Below are 15,410 nucleotides of genomic sequence, written 5' to 3'. Positions count from 1 at the left end.
GGTGTATCACGTGGCGCTGACGATGGTGGGGCCCCGGCTGGGCAAGCCCCAGGGCGCCGAGCCCGCCGAGGCGTCGGAGGACTCCAAGGCGCCCAAGGCGGTCGAGGGGTCCGCGGCGCCGGCCGAGGGTTCGGAGCCGGTGGAGTCGGCCTCGGCCTCCGGCAAGGCCGAAGTCCCGCCGAAGACGGAGCAGCCGGAGAAGCCCGAGCCCGAGAAGCCCGCGGCGTCCGAGGCCAAGCCCGAGGCCAAGCCTGAGCCTGAGCCCGCCGCCGGGTCCGAGTCTTCCGAGGCCAAGGCGGAGGCCCCCGCGCCCGAGTCCAAGCCCAAGTCCGAGGTTGCGTCTGAGGTTGCCGAGCCCGAGCCTGCGAGCGCGGAGTCCAAGCCGGTTGAGTCGCCGGTCGAGGCCAAGACCGCCGAGCCGGACAAGCCCGAGCCTGAGCCCGAGAAGCCGGAGGCGGTTGACGCTTCCAAGGCGGCGGAGGTCCCCGCCCCCTCCCCCGCTGAGCCTGCCGAGTCGAAGGCCTCCCCTGAACCCGAGTCCGAGCCCGAGTCCGAGCCGGTGGCGAAGGAAGACGTGAAGGCGGGCGCGGCCGGGGCGCCGGTGCAGGTGGATGAGTCCATGGGCAAGCAGGAGCTGTACCAGCTGGCGCGTGATCTGGACATTCCCGGGCGTTCGAAGATGAGCAAGCAGCAGCTGGTCGAGGCGATCCGGCAGGCCTCCCGTTCCACCGAGCCGGTCAAGTAGGCGGTCACATAGCCGCCCTCCCCCGCGTCCCCCGGTTTCAGATCCTCGTACAGGCCCCGGCACCGCTCCCGTGCGTGCCGGGGTCAGTCGTCGGGAAGGAGGGGGCCCAGGGGGCCGAGGTCGAGGTTGAGGTCGTGGTCGTCGAGGTCGAAGTGGTCCTTGAGTTTGGTCATGGCCTCTTCGAGGCGCATGAGGGCCAGGCCGAGGCGTTCGATCTGCTCGTCGGTGAGGTCGCCGCCTTCGGCGCGGCGCAGCGCCTGGCGTTCCATGAGCTGGCGGATCAGCTCGACGAGGGTGAGGACGAGTTTGACCAGGTCGCGTTCCACGGTCTCGGGGTCGGAGCGCAGTCGTTGCCGCAGGGCGCTGGATCCGGGGGTGGAGCGCACCGCGCGTGCCTGTACCGGTCCTTGGAGTTCTTGGAGCGGGTCGGCCTGCTGGTCGGTGGGGCGGGTGTTCCAGGGTGCGTTGGCGGGGGTGGCGTCGTGGACGGTGGCCTCGCCGGTGAGGGGGTCGCGCCTCATGGCTGCTCCTTCCTGGCGCCTGGCCGGGCTCTGCCGTCGGCGGTGAGGCCGGGCAGGATCTCTTCCTGGACGGTGGTGATCAGGGCGCGCAGGGAGACGTGCACGAGGTCGACCTCGGCGATGGAGATGACCAGGTCGCCGGTGATGACGACGCCTCCGGCCAGGAGCCGGTCGAGCAGGTCGACCAGGGCGACCCGTTCCATCGGCGCGCCGGGAGAGGGGCCGGTGCCGGTGTCGAGGGGGATGGTCATGGGGCCGCGCGCGTCCCTTCGGTGTGCGTCCCCTCGATGAAGGAGTAGGGCGGCCAGGGGCCGGTCACCTGGATCTCGATGCCGGGGAGGCGGTCGTCGAAGTCGCGTGCGGTCTGCAGGAAGTCCTGGGCGTGGTCGTCGTCGACCAGGTAGGCGACGTTGAGGACGATGGTGCCCTGGTGGCCTGACAGGCGCGGGTCCTGCGGGGGGTGCCGGCGTGTGGCGGCGGCGTGGGCGGCCAGGTCGGCGTGGAGCGTCTCGGCCTGTTCGGTGATGCGGCGGGTTGCGTCCTGGGTGCGGCGGCGTTCGTCCTGCCGCCGTTTGAGGTAGGCGGTGCCGGCACCGCCCGTGTCCGGTTCCGTCGCCGTCGCCGGTGCCGTCGGGGTGCCGGTCGGGGGGTTCTGGTAGGCCTCGGCGTGGGCGTAGGCCTTGATGCCCCATTCGGTGCGGCCGGTGATGGCGTCCAGGATCTGGGTGAAGTGGTCGTGCTGGTCGGTGAGGAGCCGGGTGACGCGGTCGTCGTCGCGGTAGAGGGTGGCGATGCGCACGGGGGCGGTGGGCGCGGTGTGCGCGGCGCGGTCGACGACCTGGTGGTGGGCGCGGGCGGTGTCCTCCAGGAAGGTCAGGTCCTCCAGGTTGGCGCGCAGCGCGTCCTCGCCGTACTGGTCGAGGCGGACGGTGCTGACCAGGGCGGTGAGGCCGGTGGGGGCGGTGAGGGCGCGGACGGGGGCGGCGGCGACTCCGGGGGTGCCGTCCAGTGCCGCCGGGTCCAGGTCGCGTGCCACGCCGTAGAGGTAGACGGCGGTGGCGGCGGTCGTGGTGGTGTCGGTGGTCACGTGCGGTCGGCCTTTCGTCGGGTGGGGGCGCCGGTCTTGCTCTGGCCGCCGGCGTCCCCGGTATCGGCGGCGGTGTCGGCGGTGTCGCTTGTTTCGTTGGGGGTGTGCGCGGCTTCGAGGGCGTCGAGGCGTTCGCGCAGTCGCCGGTTCTCCTCCAGCAGCGCCTGTTCTGAGGACAGTTCGGAGGTGGAGGAGGTCACCGCTTGGCTCTGGCGGGCGCGGGAGGACAGTGAGGGGTCGTGCTCCCACCAGTCGATGCCCATCTCCTTGGCGCGGTCGACGGAGGCGACCAGCAGCCGCAGTTTGATGGTGAGCAGTTCGATGTCCAGCAGGTTCACGCGGATGTCGCCGACGATGACGATGCCCTTGTCCAGGATGCGTTCCAGCAGGTCGGCGAGGTTGGCCGCGGGTGGGCCGCCGGGTCGTTCGGCGGTGGTGCGGGCCGGGTTGCGGGCCCCGGTCCAGGAGATCTCGCTCACATGTCCTCCAGCAGTGTCGGGTCAGTCGTGGCCGGTTCGTCCGCGCGGGTAGCGGCGGAGCCGCCGGTAGGAGACCAGCTCGCCGTCGGCGTCGACCTCGGCCTGGTAGGTGGCCAGGATGTCGGCGGAGTCGGGGATGCGGTGGGTCTCGACGACCTCGACGGTCACGCACCATCCGCCCTCTCCCCCGCCGGCGTCGCCGTCGCCGGAGGGGGCGGTGCGCTGGACGCCGATGACGCTCTCGGCGGCGCGGCCGGTCATCTCGGTGACGTGGTGAACGGCGCGTTTGGCGGCCTCGGCGGCGGAGATCATGGTCAGCCTTCTCCCGGGGGACGGCGGGCGAGCCTGCGGACCAGTTCCTCCTCGCGCTCGGCGGCCTCCTCCTCGCTCATCTCCCCGGCCGCGACCGCGTCGGCGATGTCGCGCATCTCGGCGGCGATGCGGCCGGGGTCGTAGAGCTGTGCCTCGGCCTGTTCCTGCAGGACCTCCGCGAGCCAGACGACGCCGCGGACGGGGGCCAGCGGGAGGGTGACCAGGCCGGTGAACAGTCCCATGCGGCTCAGGCCTCCGGTACGAAGTCGTAGGGCGGCAGCGGTCCGATGAGCCGCAGGGTGATGCGGTCGGCGTGGGCGGCACCCAGTTCGCGGACGGTGTTCTCGAAGTGCTCGCGGCGGGCGGCGTCGATGAGGAAGGCGGCGTCGACGACGTCGTCCTCGCGGGCGGGCTGCTTGCGGACGGTGGCCTCGGCGGCTCCGGCGAGGGGTTCCAGGAGGGCTTGGGCGTCGTGTTCGCGGCGCTGTTCGAGGGCGTGGGCGATCATTTCGCCGAGGCGGACGCGGTCGTAGTAGGCGGCGTCGGCGGCGTCCTCGGGGATCTGGCGGAGCCGGGCGTTGAGGTCGGCGATCTGCGGGTCGTCGGTGAGGAGTTCGCGCAGGACGGCGTCCTGGACGTAGGTGCCGCGGACCCGCATCTCCAGGCGGCCGTCGAGCTGGTCGAGGATCTGGGTGAGGCGGTCGGCGTTGGCGGCCAGCAGTTCCTTCTCCACCGCTTCGGGTCCGGCGAGCGCGGCGCCGAAGCGGAAGGGGACGGCGACGGTGCCGGCCTCCAGGAGGGCTTCCAGGACGTGCTGGTGGGCGAGCAGGTCGGAGCGTTCGCCCAGGGGGCGGCCGGCGGGCAGGTCGCTGGTGAGGGCGGCGCAGTCCTGGTGGGCGATGAGGGTGACGGGCCGCCCGTCCAGGCCGGTGAGCTCGCCGGGGAGGTCGCTGTCGGCGCGGGTGACGCCGTAGACGTACTGGGCGGCGGGTCCGGCGCCGGCGCCGGTGTCGGTGGGGGCGGTCACTGGTCGTCCTCCTTGTCCTCCTTGCGGGCCGAGCGGCGGCGCGCGGGTTGCTTGGCGGGCTCGGCGTCCTCGTCGTCGGAGCCGAAGGTCTCCTTGAACTTCTCCTGCGCGCCCTGCAGGGCGCCCTTGGTCTTGCGGTTGGCGGCGGACTCGGTGAGGCCGCCGACCATGTCGGGCAGGCCCTGGGCGTTGCCGGTGTTGGCGATGTCGAGCCGGTTGCAGGCCTGGGCGAAGCGCAGGTAGGTGTCGACGCTGGCGACCACGATCCGGACGTCCACGGTGAGGATTTCGATGCCGACCAGCGCGACGCGGGCGTACAGGTCGATGACCAGGCCCTTTTCGAGGATCAGGTCGACGACGTCGGCGAGGCCGCCGCCGCGTCCGCCGCTCTGCTGAGCGGGCTGGTAGGTGCTGGTGCCGGCGGTCTGTTGAGCGATGGGGCCGCTCATCTCATTCCACTCCTTGTCCTCGGGGTTTGGGGGTCGGCATCGCTGTTGCTGCCGATGCCGATGTGACTTGTGGTGGTTTGCGTGTTGTGTGCCAGGCCGGTCTAGTACCCGAGCGTGCTCGCCTAAACAGGACGCCACGATTCGGTCATACGCGTCCCAACAGGGAGGACCGGGCCCGTGCGGGCCCGGCCCTTCACACAGCGCACGCTGGAGGAACGCCCGGACCACGACGAGCACCCGGGGCGCCTGCCCTGGCCGGCGCCGATCGGCGCGGGCGGGCATGGGCGCGGATGGGCACGGGCGCGGATGGGCACGGGCGCGGATGGGCACGGCTCGGCGGTGGGTCGGCGTTGCTGTGCGCGGGGCGGCGGCCGGCAGCCGGCCGGGTGTCGTCGGCCGGGTGCGGCGGGCCGCGGTCAGCGCTTGCGGATCACACGGCGGCCCACCAGGACCGCGACGCCCGCGGCGGCGACGGCGGGAGCGGCGCGCAGCACCCGCCGCAGCGTCATCAGCTTGGTGAGCTTGGCGACCTGGCCGGGAACGGCCGTCACCGCACCGCCCACCTGCCCGGCGGCCTGGGACGCCGCATGCTGCGCGCCCTGCCCTGCACGACGGGCGGAACGGCCCGCGCTCCCGGCGGCGTCCTTGACGCCGCCCTTGGCGACGACCGCGGTGTCCTTGGCGCGGCCGGAGATACGGCCGCCATTCTCCTTGGCGGTGTCCTTGGCGGTGTCTGTGGTGTCCTTGGCCGTATCGCCGGCGGTGGCGGCGCCGCGCTTGACGCGGTCGGCGCCGCTGCGGATCGAGGGGGTCTCCATCGGGGTCTTCCTCTTCTTCTCCGGGGGCGAAGGGGCATGGGGGGCGGCCTGTATCCGGCCGTCATGCCCGGGGGGTGCTGTCAATCCCGCTGTACCCCGCCGACCAGCGGCAAACATCGCCCCCTCCACGGCCCGGCCAGCTCAGAGCAGCACCGGCCGTGCCCCGAGCCGTCCTCCAGCGACCCCCGGGGGAGGGCTGCGGCGGTCCGCTTTGGCCACGCCCGGGCCGGGACGGGGTTGATCGCGGCGCCGCGGGCACGGCACGCTGTGGTGTTCATCGGCCGGTACGGCAGCGGGAGGGCATCCATGGCGCGATCCCCCATGCGCCGCCGGTCAGGCGCCTGGCTGGCCTTCATCGCGGCCGCGGCGCTGACCGCCGTTCTCCTGACGCCCCTGCTCGGCCCCTCCACACCATCGCCGGTCACCGACGCGGCCCCGCCCTCCCGCGTCCTGTCGCGGTACGAGACCGCCGCGCCCGGCAACCGCGTCGACCGCGACTGCGGCTTCTCCGCCGAACTGCCCGGCGACCCCGGACGGGCCCTGTGGCTGTTCTGCGACACGGTCTGGTCGGGTGCGCACCGCGGCCTGTGGATGGGCGCGACCGCCGCGTCCGGGCCCTTCCGCCCCGGCCGGGTCCCCACCGCCCTCACCGAGATCCCCGCGCCTCCGGCCGCGCCACGCCCCGGCCCGTCCCCGCACCCGCCGCAGGGCATGCTGCCGACACCGCCCGGACTGATCCTCCCCGCTCCCGGCCCGGGCACAGGACCGGCCGGCCCCGGCCCCGGCGCGCAGGCTACCTACCAGCCGTGCCGCATCCCCGGCCAGGCCTACAGCGCCTCCTGGGCCTCGGGCATGGCACGCCTGCCCGGCACCCGCACGCTCCTGATCGCCTACACCGACGTGTGCGTACGCGGCCAGGTCATCAGCACCCAGGGATTCGGGCTGGTGTCCTACCGGCCGGCCGCCAACGCCCTGGGCGGTCAGGTCCGGGTGTTCACCGCGCCCCACGGCCTGCCGTTCCAGCACAACCTCGGCTCACCCGTCTTCGCGGGCGGCCACCTCTACCTGTACGCCTCGGTCTGCGACGACCAGGCGTTCGGAACCTGCCGGGGCGGCCGCGTCACCCTCGCCCGGGTCCGCGCCGACCCCGGCGCCTGGGCGACGGCCTCGGCCTACGAGTACTGGAGCGCCGGCCGGTGGACGACCGACGCCTCCCGGGCCCAGTCCGTGCTATACGGGGCGGCGCCCACCGGCGTCCACGTCGCCGACTACTCCCGCGTCGGCAAGGGGTACGCGCTCATCGAGCAGCACGGCGTCAACGGGGACTTCCGGATATGGCGCGCACCGTCCCCGGCCGGACCGTGGCGGCCCGCGCGGTCGGGACGGATGCCCTGCGGAGGGCAGTCGGGAGTGGACCTGTGCCGCGCCTACATCGGGCACCCGGAGCTGAGCACCGGCAGCGACCTGCTGATGTCGTACTACAACCCCGCCGACGACCACATCCGCGTCGCCGCCGTCCCCTGGTGACATCAGCGGCCGCCGGCGCGGCCCTCGGGCGCTCTTCCCGGTTCCCGCCGCGCGCGGGCGCGGCGGGACGAGTCTCCCCGGCAGGAATCGAACCTGCGACTTCCGGCTTCGGAGGCCGGCGCTCTGTCCGCTGAGCTACAGGGAGGAAGCGCTGGTGGGATTCGAACCCACGTAGAACGGCTTTGCAGACCGTCACCTCAACCACTCGGTCACAGCGCCACATGGCCCCGCCCTCCCCGCAGGGCGGACCCGCGACCTCGGTGGGATTCGAACCCACGACCCCCGGTGAGACAGACCGGTGCTCTCGACCACTGAGCCACGAGGCCTTCGTAGACCGGGGCGGACTCGAACCGCCGGCCGTCCCGGTGTGAACGGGATGCTCTGGCCACTGAGCTACCGGTCTTCGGCACAACAAGAAGAGAACGAGCCCCAACGAAAGGCGCGTCAAAGAGAAAGGAGGGAAGGAAAGGAACCGGGGAGTCCGCTGCGGACGCGGGACCCGGGGAAGGCGTCCGCGGTCAGAACGCCGCGGGCCGTCGCCGCCGGGGACACACCGGAGCGGTCACCGCCCGATCATCCCGACCGCCGCACCGATCATCACATCGGTCGCACCGCGTCGCCATGCCGCTCCACTCCCTCCGCGCCCTCACGCGCCCCTTTCCGGGGCGCCCGGCCTGTGGTCACTACAGTGCCCGCCCGCCGCCCCGTCCCGCAACGCATTTTCCGCCCGCCCCGCGCACCCGCCCCTTCCACTCACCGGAAGGGTTCTGCCCGGCCGCTCCCACCCGGCGGGCAGGTTGGGAGGAGCGGGCGAGCGCCGCCGGCCCAGGAGGAGGAACCAGAATGCCGCTGCTCGACACGGACACATGGTCCGGCAAGATCTTCAACGGAGCCTGGACGCCCGGCGCCGCCGGCACCTACGACGCCGTCGAACCCGCCACCGGCGCCACCCTGGGCGTCCTGGGCCGCGCCGCCGCATCCGACGCCGAGCACGCCGCCGCCACCGCGGCCCGGGCCCAGCGCGACTGGGCCGCCCGCCCCTACCCCGAACGCGCCGCCGTCCTGCGCCGCGCCGGCGCCCTCTTCGCCGAGCACGCCGCCGAGATCCAGGACTGGATCGTCCGCGAGGCCGGATCCATCCCGCCCAAGGCCGAACTGGAAACCGGCTTCGCCGCGAGCCTGTGCCACGAGGCCGCCGCCCTCCCCTCCCACCCCCAGGGCCAGGTCCTGCCCTCCGCCCAGGACCGCTGGAGCCTGGCACGGCGACGCCCCGCCGGCGTCGTCAGCGTCATCGCCCCCTTCAACTTCCCCCTGATCCTGTCGATGCGCTCGGTCGCCCCCGCCCTCGCGCTCGGCAACGCCGTCCTGCTCAAACCCGACCCCCGCACCGCCGTGTGCGGCGGCGTCGTCCTCGCCCGCGTCTTCCAGGAGGCGGGCCTGCCCGAAGGCCTGCTGCACCTGCTGCCCGGCGGCGCCGACGTCGGCGAGGCCGTCGTGACCGCCCCCCAGGTCCGCGTGGTCTCCTTCACCGGATCCACCGCCGCCGGACGCCGGATCGGCGAAACCTGCGGACGCCTCCTCAAACGCGCCCACCTGGAACTGGGCGGCAACAACGCCCTCATCGTGCTGCCCGGCGCCGACATCGACAAGGCCGTCTCCGCCGCCGCCTGGGGCTCCTTCCTGCACCAGGGCCAGATCTGCATGACCACCGGACGCCACCTGGTCCACCACAGCCTCCACGAGGACTACGTCGACGCCCTGGCCGCCAAGGCCGACAAACTCCCCGTCGGCGACCCCGCCACCGCGCAGGTCGCCCTCGGCCCCATCATCGACCGCAACCAGCTCGACCACATCGACACCCTGGTCCGCGACACCGTCTCCGCCGGCGCCCGCCTGGCCGCGGGCGGCACCCACCACGACCTGTTCTACCGGCCCACCGTCCTGGCCGAGGTCACCCCCGCCATGCCCGCCTACGCCCAGGAGGTCTTCGGCCCCGTCGCCCCGGTCCTGGCCTTCGGCACCCTCCAGGAGGCGGTCGAGCTGGCCACCGACAGCGAGTACGGCCTGTCCCTGGGCGTCCTCGGCGACGTCGGCCAGGCCATGCGGATCGCCGACGCCGTCCCCACCGGCCTGGTCCACATCAACGACCAGACCGTCAACGACGAACCCTTCGTCCCCTTCGGCGGCCTGGCCGCCTCGGGCAACGGCGCCCGCTTCGGCGGCGCCGACGCCAACATCGAGGCCTTCACCGAAACCCAGTGGCTCACCATGCGCGGCGACATCGCCCCCCACCCCTTCTGACCCCTCCCCGCTCCCCCGGGGGAGAGGCCCCGCCCCCGGCCGCGACCATCCCCAGCGGCCGGGGGCAGGACCCGTTAGGGTCGGCCAAGTGAACCGACGGGTGGACCGACACCACGCCCCGCAGGCGCCCGCACTGAGCACTGCCCGCCTGCTGCTGCGCCCCTGGCTACCCTCCGATCGCGCCCCCTTCGCCGCCCTCAACGCCGACCCCGACGTCATGGAGCACTTCCCCGCCCGCCTCACCCCCGCCCAGAGCGACGCGCTCGCCGACCGCATCCAGGACGGCTTCGACCGCAACGGCTTCGGCCTCTGGGCGGTCGAGATCACCGCCACCGGCGAGTTCATCGGCTTCACCGGACTGTCGGTGCCCTCCTTCACCGCCCACTTCACCCCCGCCGTGGAGATCGGCTGGCGGCTGGCCCGCCACGCCTGGGGCCACGGCTACGCCACCGAAGCCGCCCGCCGCGCCCTGGCCCACGGCTTCCAGGACCTCGGCCTTGGGGAGATCGTCTCCTTCACCACACCCGCCAACCTCCGCTCCCAGGCCGTCATGACGCGCATCGGAATGACCCGCGACCCCGACGGCGACTTCGAGCACCCGCTCGTCCCGGTCGGCAGCCCCGTCCGCCCCGGCGTCCTGTACCGCCTCGACGCCGCCACCTGGAAACGCCAGGCCGCCGCCTCCCAGCCGCCACCGACCTGAACCCGCGCCCGACCGGGACGCCGCGTCCCCCTTGAAGCCGGCGCTCAGGCGTCGGGGGACGCCGGCAGCAGGAACCGGCCCTCGGCGATGCCCTCCCGCACCGCCGCCGCCGTCCCCACCGCGTCCAGGCCGCCGTTGTCCAGCACGTGCGCCTCCAACGGCCCCAGATCCGCGAACTGCGCGTACATCCCCCGCAGCACCTCCGGATCGGTCAGCTCACCCTCCCCGCGACCGGCCCCGCGTGCCACCGTGGTCTCCTCGTCGGCCCGCAGCACCACATAGTGCAACCCCAACCCCGCCTCACCGGCCGCGCGCGAGAACCGATCCAGGAACCAGGGGCCCACGACACCGTCCACCACCACGTGGAACCCGCCGCCCGCATACCCGCACGCCGCGCCCGCCAGAACCTCCATCACCACCGCGTTCTGCCGCCTCGCCCCAGGCAGATACGGCATGATCCCGCCACGCCGGATGAAACGCCAGAAATCATCGGCATGCAGATGCACACTCGACGACATCTCATCGGCCAGCAACCGCGCCACCGTCGTCTTCCCCGTACCCGGCGACCCCGTCAACACCACCAGCTCGCCCGCCTCCACCACGTCCTCCACGCGCTCCGCTCCCCCTCCTTCTCCCGAACACGACCCAAAGTAGCGACGCGGCAGGCGACCCAACTGGAGACCGGGGCCGCAAGACGCGGAAACGGCGAGCGCTCTGGACGGACCGGCGGAGCCGCCAGTCAGGTCGGTGCCGCCTCCGATCACCCGGTGTACCCCGGGTTCTGCCGCCGGGCGAAGACCCCACACGAGCGCGCCCCAAAGGCCGGTCGCAGTGGCGGTGCGTCTCCACGTCCAGAGCGGTGAATGCGACAAGGAGGACGTCAAACCTGGTCGCCCGACCGGCCTACGGTGGGCGCATGGCGACGCTCATCCCGCGCGAACGCTCCGAACCGGCACCAGGCGCCGTCCACATCCCCGACTGGCTCGACGGCGGCGAGCAACGCCACCTGGTCCAGGCAAGCCGCGAGTGGGCGCGCCCACCGGCGGGAATGCGCCACACCCGCCTGCCGGGCGGCGGCGTCATGTCGGTGCAGACCGTCTGCCTGGGCTGGCACTGGGAGCCCTACCGCTACCTCCGCCACGTCGACGGCGCACCGGTCAAACCCTTCCCCGGCTGGCTCGCCGAGCTCGGCCGCCGCGCACTCGCCGACGCCTACGGACCCGGCGCCCCCGACTACCGGCCGGACGTCGCGCTGGTGAACTTCTACGACGACGCCGCCAAGATGGGCCTGCACCAGGACCGCGACGAACGCAGCCGCGCGCCCGTGGTCTCCTTCAGCCTCGGCGACACCGGACGCTTCCGCCTCGGCAACACCGACAACCGGGGCCGGCCGTGGCGCGACATCGAACTCGAATCCGGAGACCTGTTCGTCTTCGGCGGCCCGTCACGCCTGGCCTACCACGGCGTCACCGGCATCCTCCCCGGTACCGGACCCCGCGACATCGGCCTCCCCCGTGGGCGACTCAACATCACCCTCCGCGAGTTCGGTTTGCGCTAGGTGCTGTGATTTTTGGGGTTTGGGTGGTGGTGAATCTGCCACCACCCAGCAGCTTGACGGCGTAAGGTTTTGCTCGATGGGTGTGGAGGTGAAGAAGGTGCTGGTCAGGGGGTTCTGTTCCGCGGGGTGATGCTCCCCTCGGCGAACGGGCGTGGCCGCGGGCGCCCTCACTCCCCCGATCGCGGAAGGGCCGCCACTCCTCGCAGGAGTCGCTCGGCCTCCCCCAGCACGGCCTGCAGGGTCTTCTCCGGGGCGTCGGAACGCGCCAGCATCATCCCCGCCTCGCACAGTCCCCCGAAGATCATCTGGGCGCGGACGTCCAGCGGCCCCTCCACCATCGACTCCTCGGCCGCCGCCTGCCGGATCCCCGCCTCCAGCACCCGCAGGGTGTGCTCGTACTCAATCGCGCGGACGGCGTCCCAGCCCAGCACCGCCGGCCCGTCCAGCAGCACGATCCGCCGGAAACGCGGGTCCAGGCAGTGCTCCAGGAAGGTCCGGCAGCCCCGGCGCAGCGCCGACCACGCGTCGGGCTCGGCGGCGGCCGCCTGCTCCAGCCGCGCGGCGATCAGTTCCTGCTCGCGCACGAACACCGCGCGGAACAGCGCGGCCTTGCCCTGGAAGTGGTGGTAGGCCGCGCCCTTGGTCATCCCGGCCGCGGCGGCGATCGCGTCGATGGAGGTGGCGGTGTAGCCCTCGCCGCCGAACAGCTCGCGGGCGGCGGCGACCAGACGGGAGGTGGTCTCGTCCGAGCGTTCGGCCTGGGTACGGCGCGGCATGCGTCCTCCTCTTGACGGGACATACTCCCAGTATGTAACTTCCGGGCTGTTACATACCCAAGGTATGGAAATGAGCAGGCCATGACCGCACCGCTCATCGCGATCTACGGAGCCTACGGCCACACCGGCCGCCTGGTCGCCGCCGAACTCCTGGAACGCGGCCGCCGCATCGTCCTGTCAGGACGCGACGCCACCGCCCTCGACGACCTGGCCGCACACCTGCGAACCACCCTGGACGACCCCGCCCGCGTCCACGTCCACCCGGCCGCGCTCGACGACACCGCCGCACTGCACGAGCTCACCTCCAACGCCCGGGTACTGGTGCACTGCGCCGGACCCTTCTCCCAGACCGGAGGGCCGCTCGCCACCGCCGCCACCGCGACCGGTTGCCACTACATCGACCACGCGATCGAGGCCCACCACGTCAAACGGCTCTTCGACGCCCACGCCGGCCCCGCGCGCGACGCCGGCATCGTCATGATCCCCGGCCTCAGTTTCTACGGCGGCCTCGGCGACCTGCTCGCCTCCGCCGTCGCCCACCGCCGCCACGCCCCCGGCGGCACCGCCCCCGCCGAACGCATCATCGTCGGCTACGCGGTCAGCGGCTGGCGCCTGACCACCGGCGCCAAGAACACCGCCGCCCAGCTGTTCGCCGAGACCGAGCGCATCACCTTCACCGGCGGCGCCCTCCACACCGGCTACCTCGAACCCCGCAACGCCGTCTTCCCCTTCCCGCCGCCCCTCGGCCCCCGCACCATGATCGCGCCACTCCCCTCCTTCGAGACGATCACCATCCCCCGGCATGTCCCCACCCGCAACGTCGACCTCATGCTGACCGCCGCCACCTTCCAGGAGGACGGCGCCTTCGACTCCGAGGACGCCGACGCCGACACCCGCGCCGCCACCGACTTCACCGTCGCCGTCCAGGCCGTCGCACCCGAAGGACCCGGCGCCTCCGGGCACCTCACCGGCCGCGACCTGTGGCGCGCCGCCGCACTGGCCTCCGTCGAGGCCGCCGTGCGCATCGCCGACGGGCAGGGCCCCACCGCCACCGGCGTCCTCAGCCCGGCCGAAGCCTTCCCCGCCGCCCCCTTCCTGCGCGACCTGGAAGACCTCGGCGCCTTCACCCTCCACCTGCCCGCAGCGGCCGCCGACGGGAACGGGTGAAGGCCATGGAACCGATCCTGGTCACCGGCGCCGCCGGCGGACGGCAGGGCTCCACCGGCCTCCTGGTCACCCGGATGCTCCTGGAACGAGGCCACCCCGTCCGCGCGTTCGTCCACACCGACGACGACCGCGCCGCACGCCTGCGCGGCCTGGGAGCCGAGGTCGTCGCCGGCGACCTGCGGGAGATCACCTCCGTCCTCCCCGCGCTGGACGGCGTGCGCCGCGCCTACTTCACCTACCCCGTCACCGAAGGGCTCCTCACCGCCGCCGCGGCGTTCGCGGCCGCCGCGCGCCGGCAAGGAGTGGAACGCGTGGTGGAGGTGTCCCAGCTGGCCGCCGACCCCTACGCCGGAACACCCCACATGCGCCGCCACTGGCTTGCCGAGCAGGTCTTCGACTGGGCCGGCGTGGGCGCGGTGCACCTGCGCGCGGCCGTGTTCTTCGAGAACCTGGACTTCCTGGTCCGGGCAGGAGGACGACGCGAACTGCCCGTCCCGCTCGGCCCGCCCGACACCGTCGTGCCGCTCGTCGGCGCCGTCGACGTCGCCCGGGTCGCCACCGGGATCCTGACCGGCACCGGCCCAGGCCCCGATCCGGTGTGCCGCCTGACCGGGCAGATCCTCTCCGTCGAGCAGATCGTCCACGCCCACACCGCCGCGGGCACCCCCCTCACCTACCTGCGCCCCTCCCCCGAGCAGTGGCGCCGCCAGGCCCTCGACCTGTACGGGGACGCCGTCACCGTCGAGCACCTGGACCATCTCTGGCAGCTGTTCCGCACCATCGGCTCCCACCACGAGCTGTACGAGGTGACCCCCGCCATCGGTGAAGTAGGAGGCAGGGAACCGCAGACCTTGGAGGCTTTCATTGCATCCCGCCAGCGGCCTTGACATAGTAAGGTTCAGTCCGGGAGGCCGCGCAGGACGCGGAACAGCCTCACCCACTGATCGGGGTGGACGTAGGCCACCACCGTCCCCCGCTCCAGCTCCGCCGCACGGAACGCCGCGTCCACCCTCCCCCGCGAATACTCCCGGCGCAGCGAAGCGTGCAGCGTCCCTCCCCTCCCCTCGAACCCGGCCGCCACGCACCGCCGGTACTCGGCCAGCGCCTCCCCCGGCAGCAGCGGACGCTCCCGCCGCTCCAGGCGCAGCACGCCCGCGTCCACCCGCGGAACCGGCCGGAACCGCTCGCGCGGGATCCGCTCCAGCAGCCACCACCCGAACACCGGCCAGGTCTCCACGGTCAACCGGCTCCACCGGCCGCCGTACCCGCCCGTGCGCTTGCGCGCGTACTCCAGCTGCGTGATCAGCGTCGCCGACCCGAGCCCCGGCGCGCGCAGGCACCACTCCACGATCGGCGAGGTGGCCGCGTAGGGGATGTTGCCCGCCACGTGGAACGGGACGAGCGGCGGGCTCGCCCTCAGGAAGTCGCCGGTCACGCAGCGCACGTTGTCCAGGCCGGCGCAGCGGGTGCGCAGCCGCTCGGTCATCTCCGGGTCGATCTCGTAGGCGATGACGCGCTCGGCGCGGGCGGCCAGCGCCGTGGTGATCCGGCCGTCGCCGGCGCCGACCTCAACGATCAGGCCGCCGCCGTCGGTGGCGGCACGGGCGAAACGTCGCAGCGTGGCACGGTCGGCCAGCAGGTTCTGGGAGAGGACGCGCCGCCTGCGTCCCCGGTCCGAGGGCACGGGACGAGCGGCGGAACGGTTCAGAGCGGAACGCTGTGGAGTGGAACGGTGAGGCACGGTCGCCTGTCCTTAGCCGCCGGCCGCTGCGAGGCGGCCGGGCATACGAGGGTCATGGACGCTCGAAGGCCCTGGACAGGCAGGAAGGCATCGCCGCACGAACGCACGGCGCACAAGGCACAGGCACGCGGAAGAACGCGGACGGCACGGCGCGTGCGCCCGCACGAGAGGATCAGGCGTGAAAGAAGATCAGGCGCCG

The 15,410-nt window shown here is 73.1% G+C and carries 19 protein-coding genes and 4 tRNA genes; 7 read left to right on the top strand and 16 right to left on the bottom strand.

Annotated elements, in window-relative coordinates:
• Window positions 1–10 precede the first annotated feature (10 nt).
• Window positions 11–745, top strand: coding sequence for a Rho termination factor N-terminal domain-containing protein (locus ACZ466_RS48870; protein ID WP_378283190.1), 735 nt, complete (start codon window positions 11–13; stop codon window positions 743–745).
• An 83-nt stretch (window positions 746–828) separates the two neighbouring features.
• On the opposite strand, the gene ACZ466_RS48865 is transcribed toward ACZ466_RS48870, so the two are convergent.
• The 9 genes from ACZ466_RS48865 to ACZ466_RS48825 all read right to left on the bottom strand — a co-directional run bounded on the left by ACZ466_RS48865 (window position 829) and on the right by ACZ466_RS48825 (window position 5,438).
• Window positions 829–1,266 carry a gas vesicle protein K gene (locus tag ACZ466_RS48865; RefSeq protein ID WP_378283191.1) on the bottom strand — a complete coding sequence of 146 codons (438 nt, stop codon included), beginning with the start codon at window positions 1,264–1,266 and terminating at the stop codon, window positions 829–831.
• Window positions 1,263–1,517, bottom strand: a complete 255-nt coding sequence (locus ACZ466_RS48860; RefSeq protein WP_378283192.1) for a gas vesicle protein — start codon at window positions 1,515–1,517, stop codon at window positions 1,263–1,265. The genes ACZ466_RS48865 and ACZ466_RS48860 overlap by 4 nt, the downstream gene beginning before the upstream one ends.
• Complete coding sequence (locus tag ACZ466_RS48855) at window positions 1,514–2,353, bottom strand: GvpL/GvpF family gas vesicle protein (protein ID WP_378283193.1); 840 nt, start codon at window positions 2,351–2,353, stop codon at window positions 1,514–1,516. Before ACZ466_RS48855 ends, ACZ466_RS48860 begins: the two co-directional genes overlap by 4 nt.
• Complete coding sequence (locus ACZ466_RS48850; protein ID WP_378283194.1) at window positions 2,350–2,832, bottom strand: gas vesicle protein; 483 nt, start codon at window positions 2,830–2,832, stop codon at window positions 2,350–2,352. The genes ACZ466_RS48855 and ACZ466_RS48850 overlap by 4 nt, the downstream gene beginning before the upstream one ends.
• A gap of 21 nt (window positions 2,833–2,853) precedes the next feature.
• On the bottom strand, window positions 2,854–3,144 hold the full coding sequence (gvpO, locus tag ACZ466_RS48845; RefSeq protein WP_378283195.1) for a gas vesicle protein GvpO: 291 nt from the start codon (window positions 3,142–3,144) through the stop codon (window positions 2,854–2,856).
• A 2-nt stretch (window positions 3,145–3,146) separates the two neighbouring features.
• Window positions 3,147–3,386: a gas vesicle protein GvpG gene (locus ACZ466_RS48840; RefSeq protein ID WP_378283196.1), complete on the bottom strand. Its 240-nt coding sequence runs from the start codon at window positions 3,384–3,386 to the stop codon at window positions 3,147–3,149.
• Window positions 3,387–3,391: 5 nt separating this feature from the next.
• A complete protein-coding gene (locus ACZ466_RS48835) occupies window positions 3,392–4,171 on the bottom strand; it encodes a GvpL/GvpF family gas vesicle protein (protein WP_378283197.1) in 780 nt (259 codons plus the stop codon).
• Window positions 4,168–4,620, bottom strand: coding sequence for a gas vesicle protein GvpJ (gvpJ, locus tag ACZ466_RS48830; protein WP_464042058.1), 453 nt, complete (start codon window positions 4,618–4,620; stop codon window positions 4,168–4,170). Before gvpJ ends, ACZ466_RS48835 begins: the two co-directional genes overlap by 4 nt.
• 416 nt (window positions 4,621–5,036) lie before the next feature.
• Entirely contained in the window at window positions 5,037–5,438 is a 402-nt protein-coding gene (locus ACZ466_RS48825) for a hypothetical protein (RefSeq protein ID WP_378283199.1), read from the bottom strand.
• A gap of 306 nt (window positions 5,439–5,744) precedes the next feature.
• Here ACZ466_RS48825 and ACZ466_RS48820 point away from each other — a divergent pair, with 306 nt between their 5' ends.
• Window positions 5,745–6,965, top strand: a complete 1,221-nt coding sequence (locus tag ACZ466_RS48820; protein WP_378283200.1) for a hypothetical protein — start codon at window positions 5,745–5,747, stop codon at window positions 6,963–6,965.
• Between the two features lie 72 nt (window positions 6,966–7,037).
• On the opposite strand, the gene ACZ466_RS48815 is transcribed toward ACZ466_RS48820, so the two are convergent.
• The 4 genes from ACZ466_RS48815 to ACZ466_RS48800 all read right to left on the bottom strand — a co-directional run bounded on the left by ACZ466_RS48815 (window position 7,038) and on the right by ACZ466_RS48800 (window position 7,368).
• Window positions 7,038–7,110: transfer RNA gene (locus ACZ466_RS48815), tRNA-Arg, on the bottom strand.
• A 1-nt stretch (window position 7,111) separates the two neighbouring features.
• A tRNA-Cys gene (locus ACZ466_RS48810) sits at window positions 7,112–7,184 on the bottom strand.
• A 33-nt stretch (window positions 7,185–7,217) separates the two neighbouring features.
• Window positions 7,218–7,291 (bottom strand) — tRNA-Asp (locus ACZ466_RS48805).
• Between the two features lie 4 nt (window positions 7,292–7,295).
• Window positions 7,296–7,368: transfer RNA gene (locus tag ACZ466_RS48800), tRNA-Val, on the bottom strand.
• Between the two features lie 440 nt (window positions 7,369–7,808).
• Between ACZ466_RS48800 and ACZ466_RS48795 the strand changes: the two genes are divergently transcribed.
• Both ACZ466_RS48795 and ACZ466_RS48790 read left to right on the top strand, forming a co-directional pair.
• Window positions 7,809–9,266, top strand: coding sequence for a benzaldehyde dehydrogenase (locus ACZ466_RS48795; RefSeq protein ID WP_378283201.1), 1,458 nt, complete (start codon window positions 7,809–7,811; stop codon window positions 9,264–9,266).
• 88 nt (window positions 9,267–9,354) lie between these two features.
• Window positions 9,355–9,969 carry a GNAT family N-acetyltransferase gene (locus ACZ466_RS48790; protein WP_378283202.1) on the top strand — a complete coding sequence of 205 codons (615 nt, stop codon included), beginning with the start codon at window positions 9,355–9,357 and terminating at the stop codon, window positions 9,967–9,969.
• A gap of 44 nt (window positions 9,970–10,013) precedes the next feature.
• On the opposite strand, the gene ACZ466_RS48785 is transcribed toward ACZ466_RS48790, so the two are convergent.
• On the bottom strand, window positions 10,014–10,568 hold the full coding sequence (locus ACZ466_RS48785; protein ID WP_464042055.1) for an AAA family ATPase: 555 nt from the start codon (window positions 10,566–10,568) through the stop codon (window positions 10,014–10,016).
• Window positions 10,569–10,885: 317 nt separating this feature from the next.
• On the opposite strand from ACZ466_RS48785, the gene ACZ466_RS48780 reads away from it, so the two are divergent.
• Entirely contained in the window at window positions 10,886–11,527 is a 642-nt protein-coding gene (locus ACZ466_RS48780; RefSeq protein WP_378283204.1) for an alpha-ketoglutarate-dependent dioxygenase AlkB family protein, read from the top strand.
• A 167-nt stretch (window positions 11,528–11,694) separates the two neighbouring features.
• Here the strand turns inward: ACZ466_RS48780 and ACZ466_RS48775 are convergent, their stop codons facing one another.
• Window positions 11,695–12,303 (bottom strand): TetR/AcrR family transcriptional regulator, encoded by a 609-nt coding sequence (locus ACZ466_RS48775; protein ID WP_378283205.1) that lies wholly within the window; start codon window positions 12,301–12,303, stop codon window positions 11,695–11,697.
• 81 nt (window positions 12,304–12,384) lie between these two features.
• Here ACZ466_RS48775 and ACZ466_RS48770 point away from each other — a divergent pair, with 81 nt between their 5' ends.
• Window positions 12,385–13,470, top strand: coding sequence for a saccharopine dehydrogenase NADP-binding domain-containing protein (locus tag ACZ466_RS48770; protein WP_378283206.1), 1,086 nt, complete (start codon window positions 12,385–12,387; stop codon window positions 13,468–13,470).
• A 5-nt stretch (window positions 13,471–13,475) separates the two neighbouring features.
• Window positions 13,476–14,357: an NmrA family NAD(P)-binding protein gene (locus tag ACZ466_RS48765; protein WP_378283207.1), complete on the top strand. Its 882-nt coding sequence runs from the start codon at window positions 13,476–13,478 to the stop codon at window positions 14,355–14,357.
• A gap of 11 nt (window positions 14,358–14,368) precedes the next feature.
• Here ACZ466_RS48765 and erm read toward each other — a convergent pair whose 3' ends face one another.
• Window positions 14,369–15,154, bottom strand: a complete 786-nt coding sequence (erm, locus tag ACZ466_RS48760) for an ErmE/ErmH/ErmO/ErmR family 23S rRNA (adenine(2058)-N(6))-methyltransferase (RefSeq protein WP_378283208.1) — start codon at window positions 15,152–15,154, stop codon at window positions 14,369–14,371.
• Window positions 15,155–15,410: the final 256 nt, after the last annotated feature.

The sequence above is a fragment of the Actinomadura rugatobispora genome (assembly GCF_055379765.1).
Note: the sequence above shows the minus strand (reverse complement) of the source record. Positions and strands in the feature narration are given on the sequence as shown.

What these genes read in the sequence shown, in the direction of transcription:
- ACZ466_RS48825 (WP_378283199.1), bottom strand. Translation starts at nt 5,438, where the DNA reads ATGGAGACCCCCTCGATCCGCAGCGGCGCCGACCGCGTCAAGCGCGGC.
- ACZ466_RS48860 (WP_378283192.1), bottom strand. Translation starts at nt 1,517, where the DNA reads ATGACCATCCCCCTCGACACCGGCACCGGCCCCTCTCCCGGCGCGCCG.
- gvpO (WP_378283195.1), bottom strand. Translation starts at nt 3,144, where the DNA reads ATGATCTCCGCCGCCGAGGCCGCCAAACGCGCCGTTCACCACGTCACC.
- ACZ466_RS48820 (WP_378283200.1), top strand. Translation starts at nt 5,745, where the DNA reads ATGGCGCGATCCCCCATGCGCCGCCGGTCAGGCGCCTGGCTGGCCTTC.
- ACZ466_RS48865 (WP_378283191.1), bottom strand. Translation starts at nt 1,266, where the DNA reads ATGAGGCGCGACCCCCTCACCGGCGAGGCCACCGTCCACGACGCCACC.
- ACZ466_RS48770 (WP_378283206.1), top strand. Translation starts at nt 12,385, where the DNA reads ATGACCGCACCGCTCATCGCGATCTACGGAGCCTACGGCCACACCGGC.
- ACZ466_RS48840 (WP_378283196.1), bottom strand. Translation starts at nt 3,386, where the DNA reads ATGGGACTGTTCACCGGCCTGGTCACCCTCCCGCTGGCCCCCGTCCGC.
- ACZ466_RS48775 (WP_378283205.1), bottom strand. Translation starts at nt 12,303, where the DNA reads ATGCCGCGCCGTACCCAGGCCGAACGCTCGGACGAGACCACCTCCCGT.
- ACZ466_RS48795 (WP_378283201.1), top strand. Translation starts at nt 7,809, where the DNA reads ATGCCGCTGCTCGACACGGACACATGGTCCGGCAAGATCTTCAACGGA.
- gvpJ (WP_464042058.1), bottom strand. Translation starts at nt 4,620, where the DNA reads ATGAGCGGCCCCATCGCTCAACAGACCGCCGGCACCAGCACCTACCAG.
- ACZ466_RS48780 (WP_378283204.1), top strand. Translation starts at nt 10,886, where the DNA reads ATGGCGACGCTCATCCCGCGCGAACGCTCCGAACCGGCACCAGGCGCC.
- ACZ466_RS48765 (WP_378283207.1), top strand. Translation starts at nt 13,476, where the DNA reads ATGGAACCGATCCTGGTCACCGGCGCCGCCGGCGGACGGCAGGGCTCC.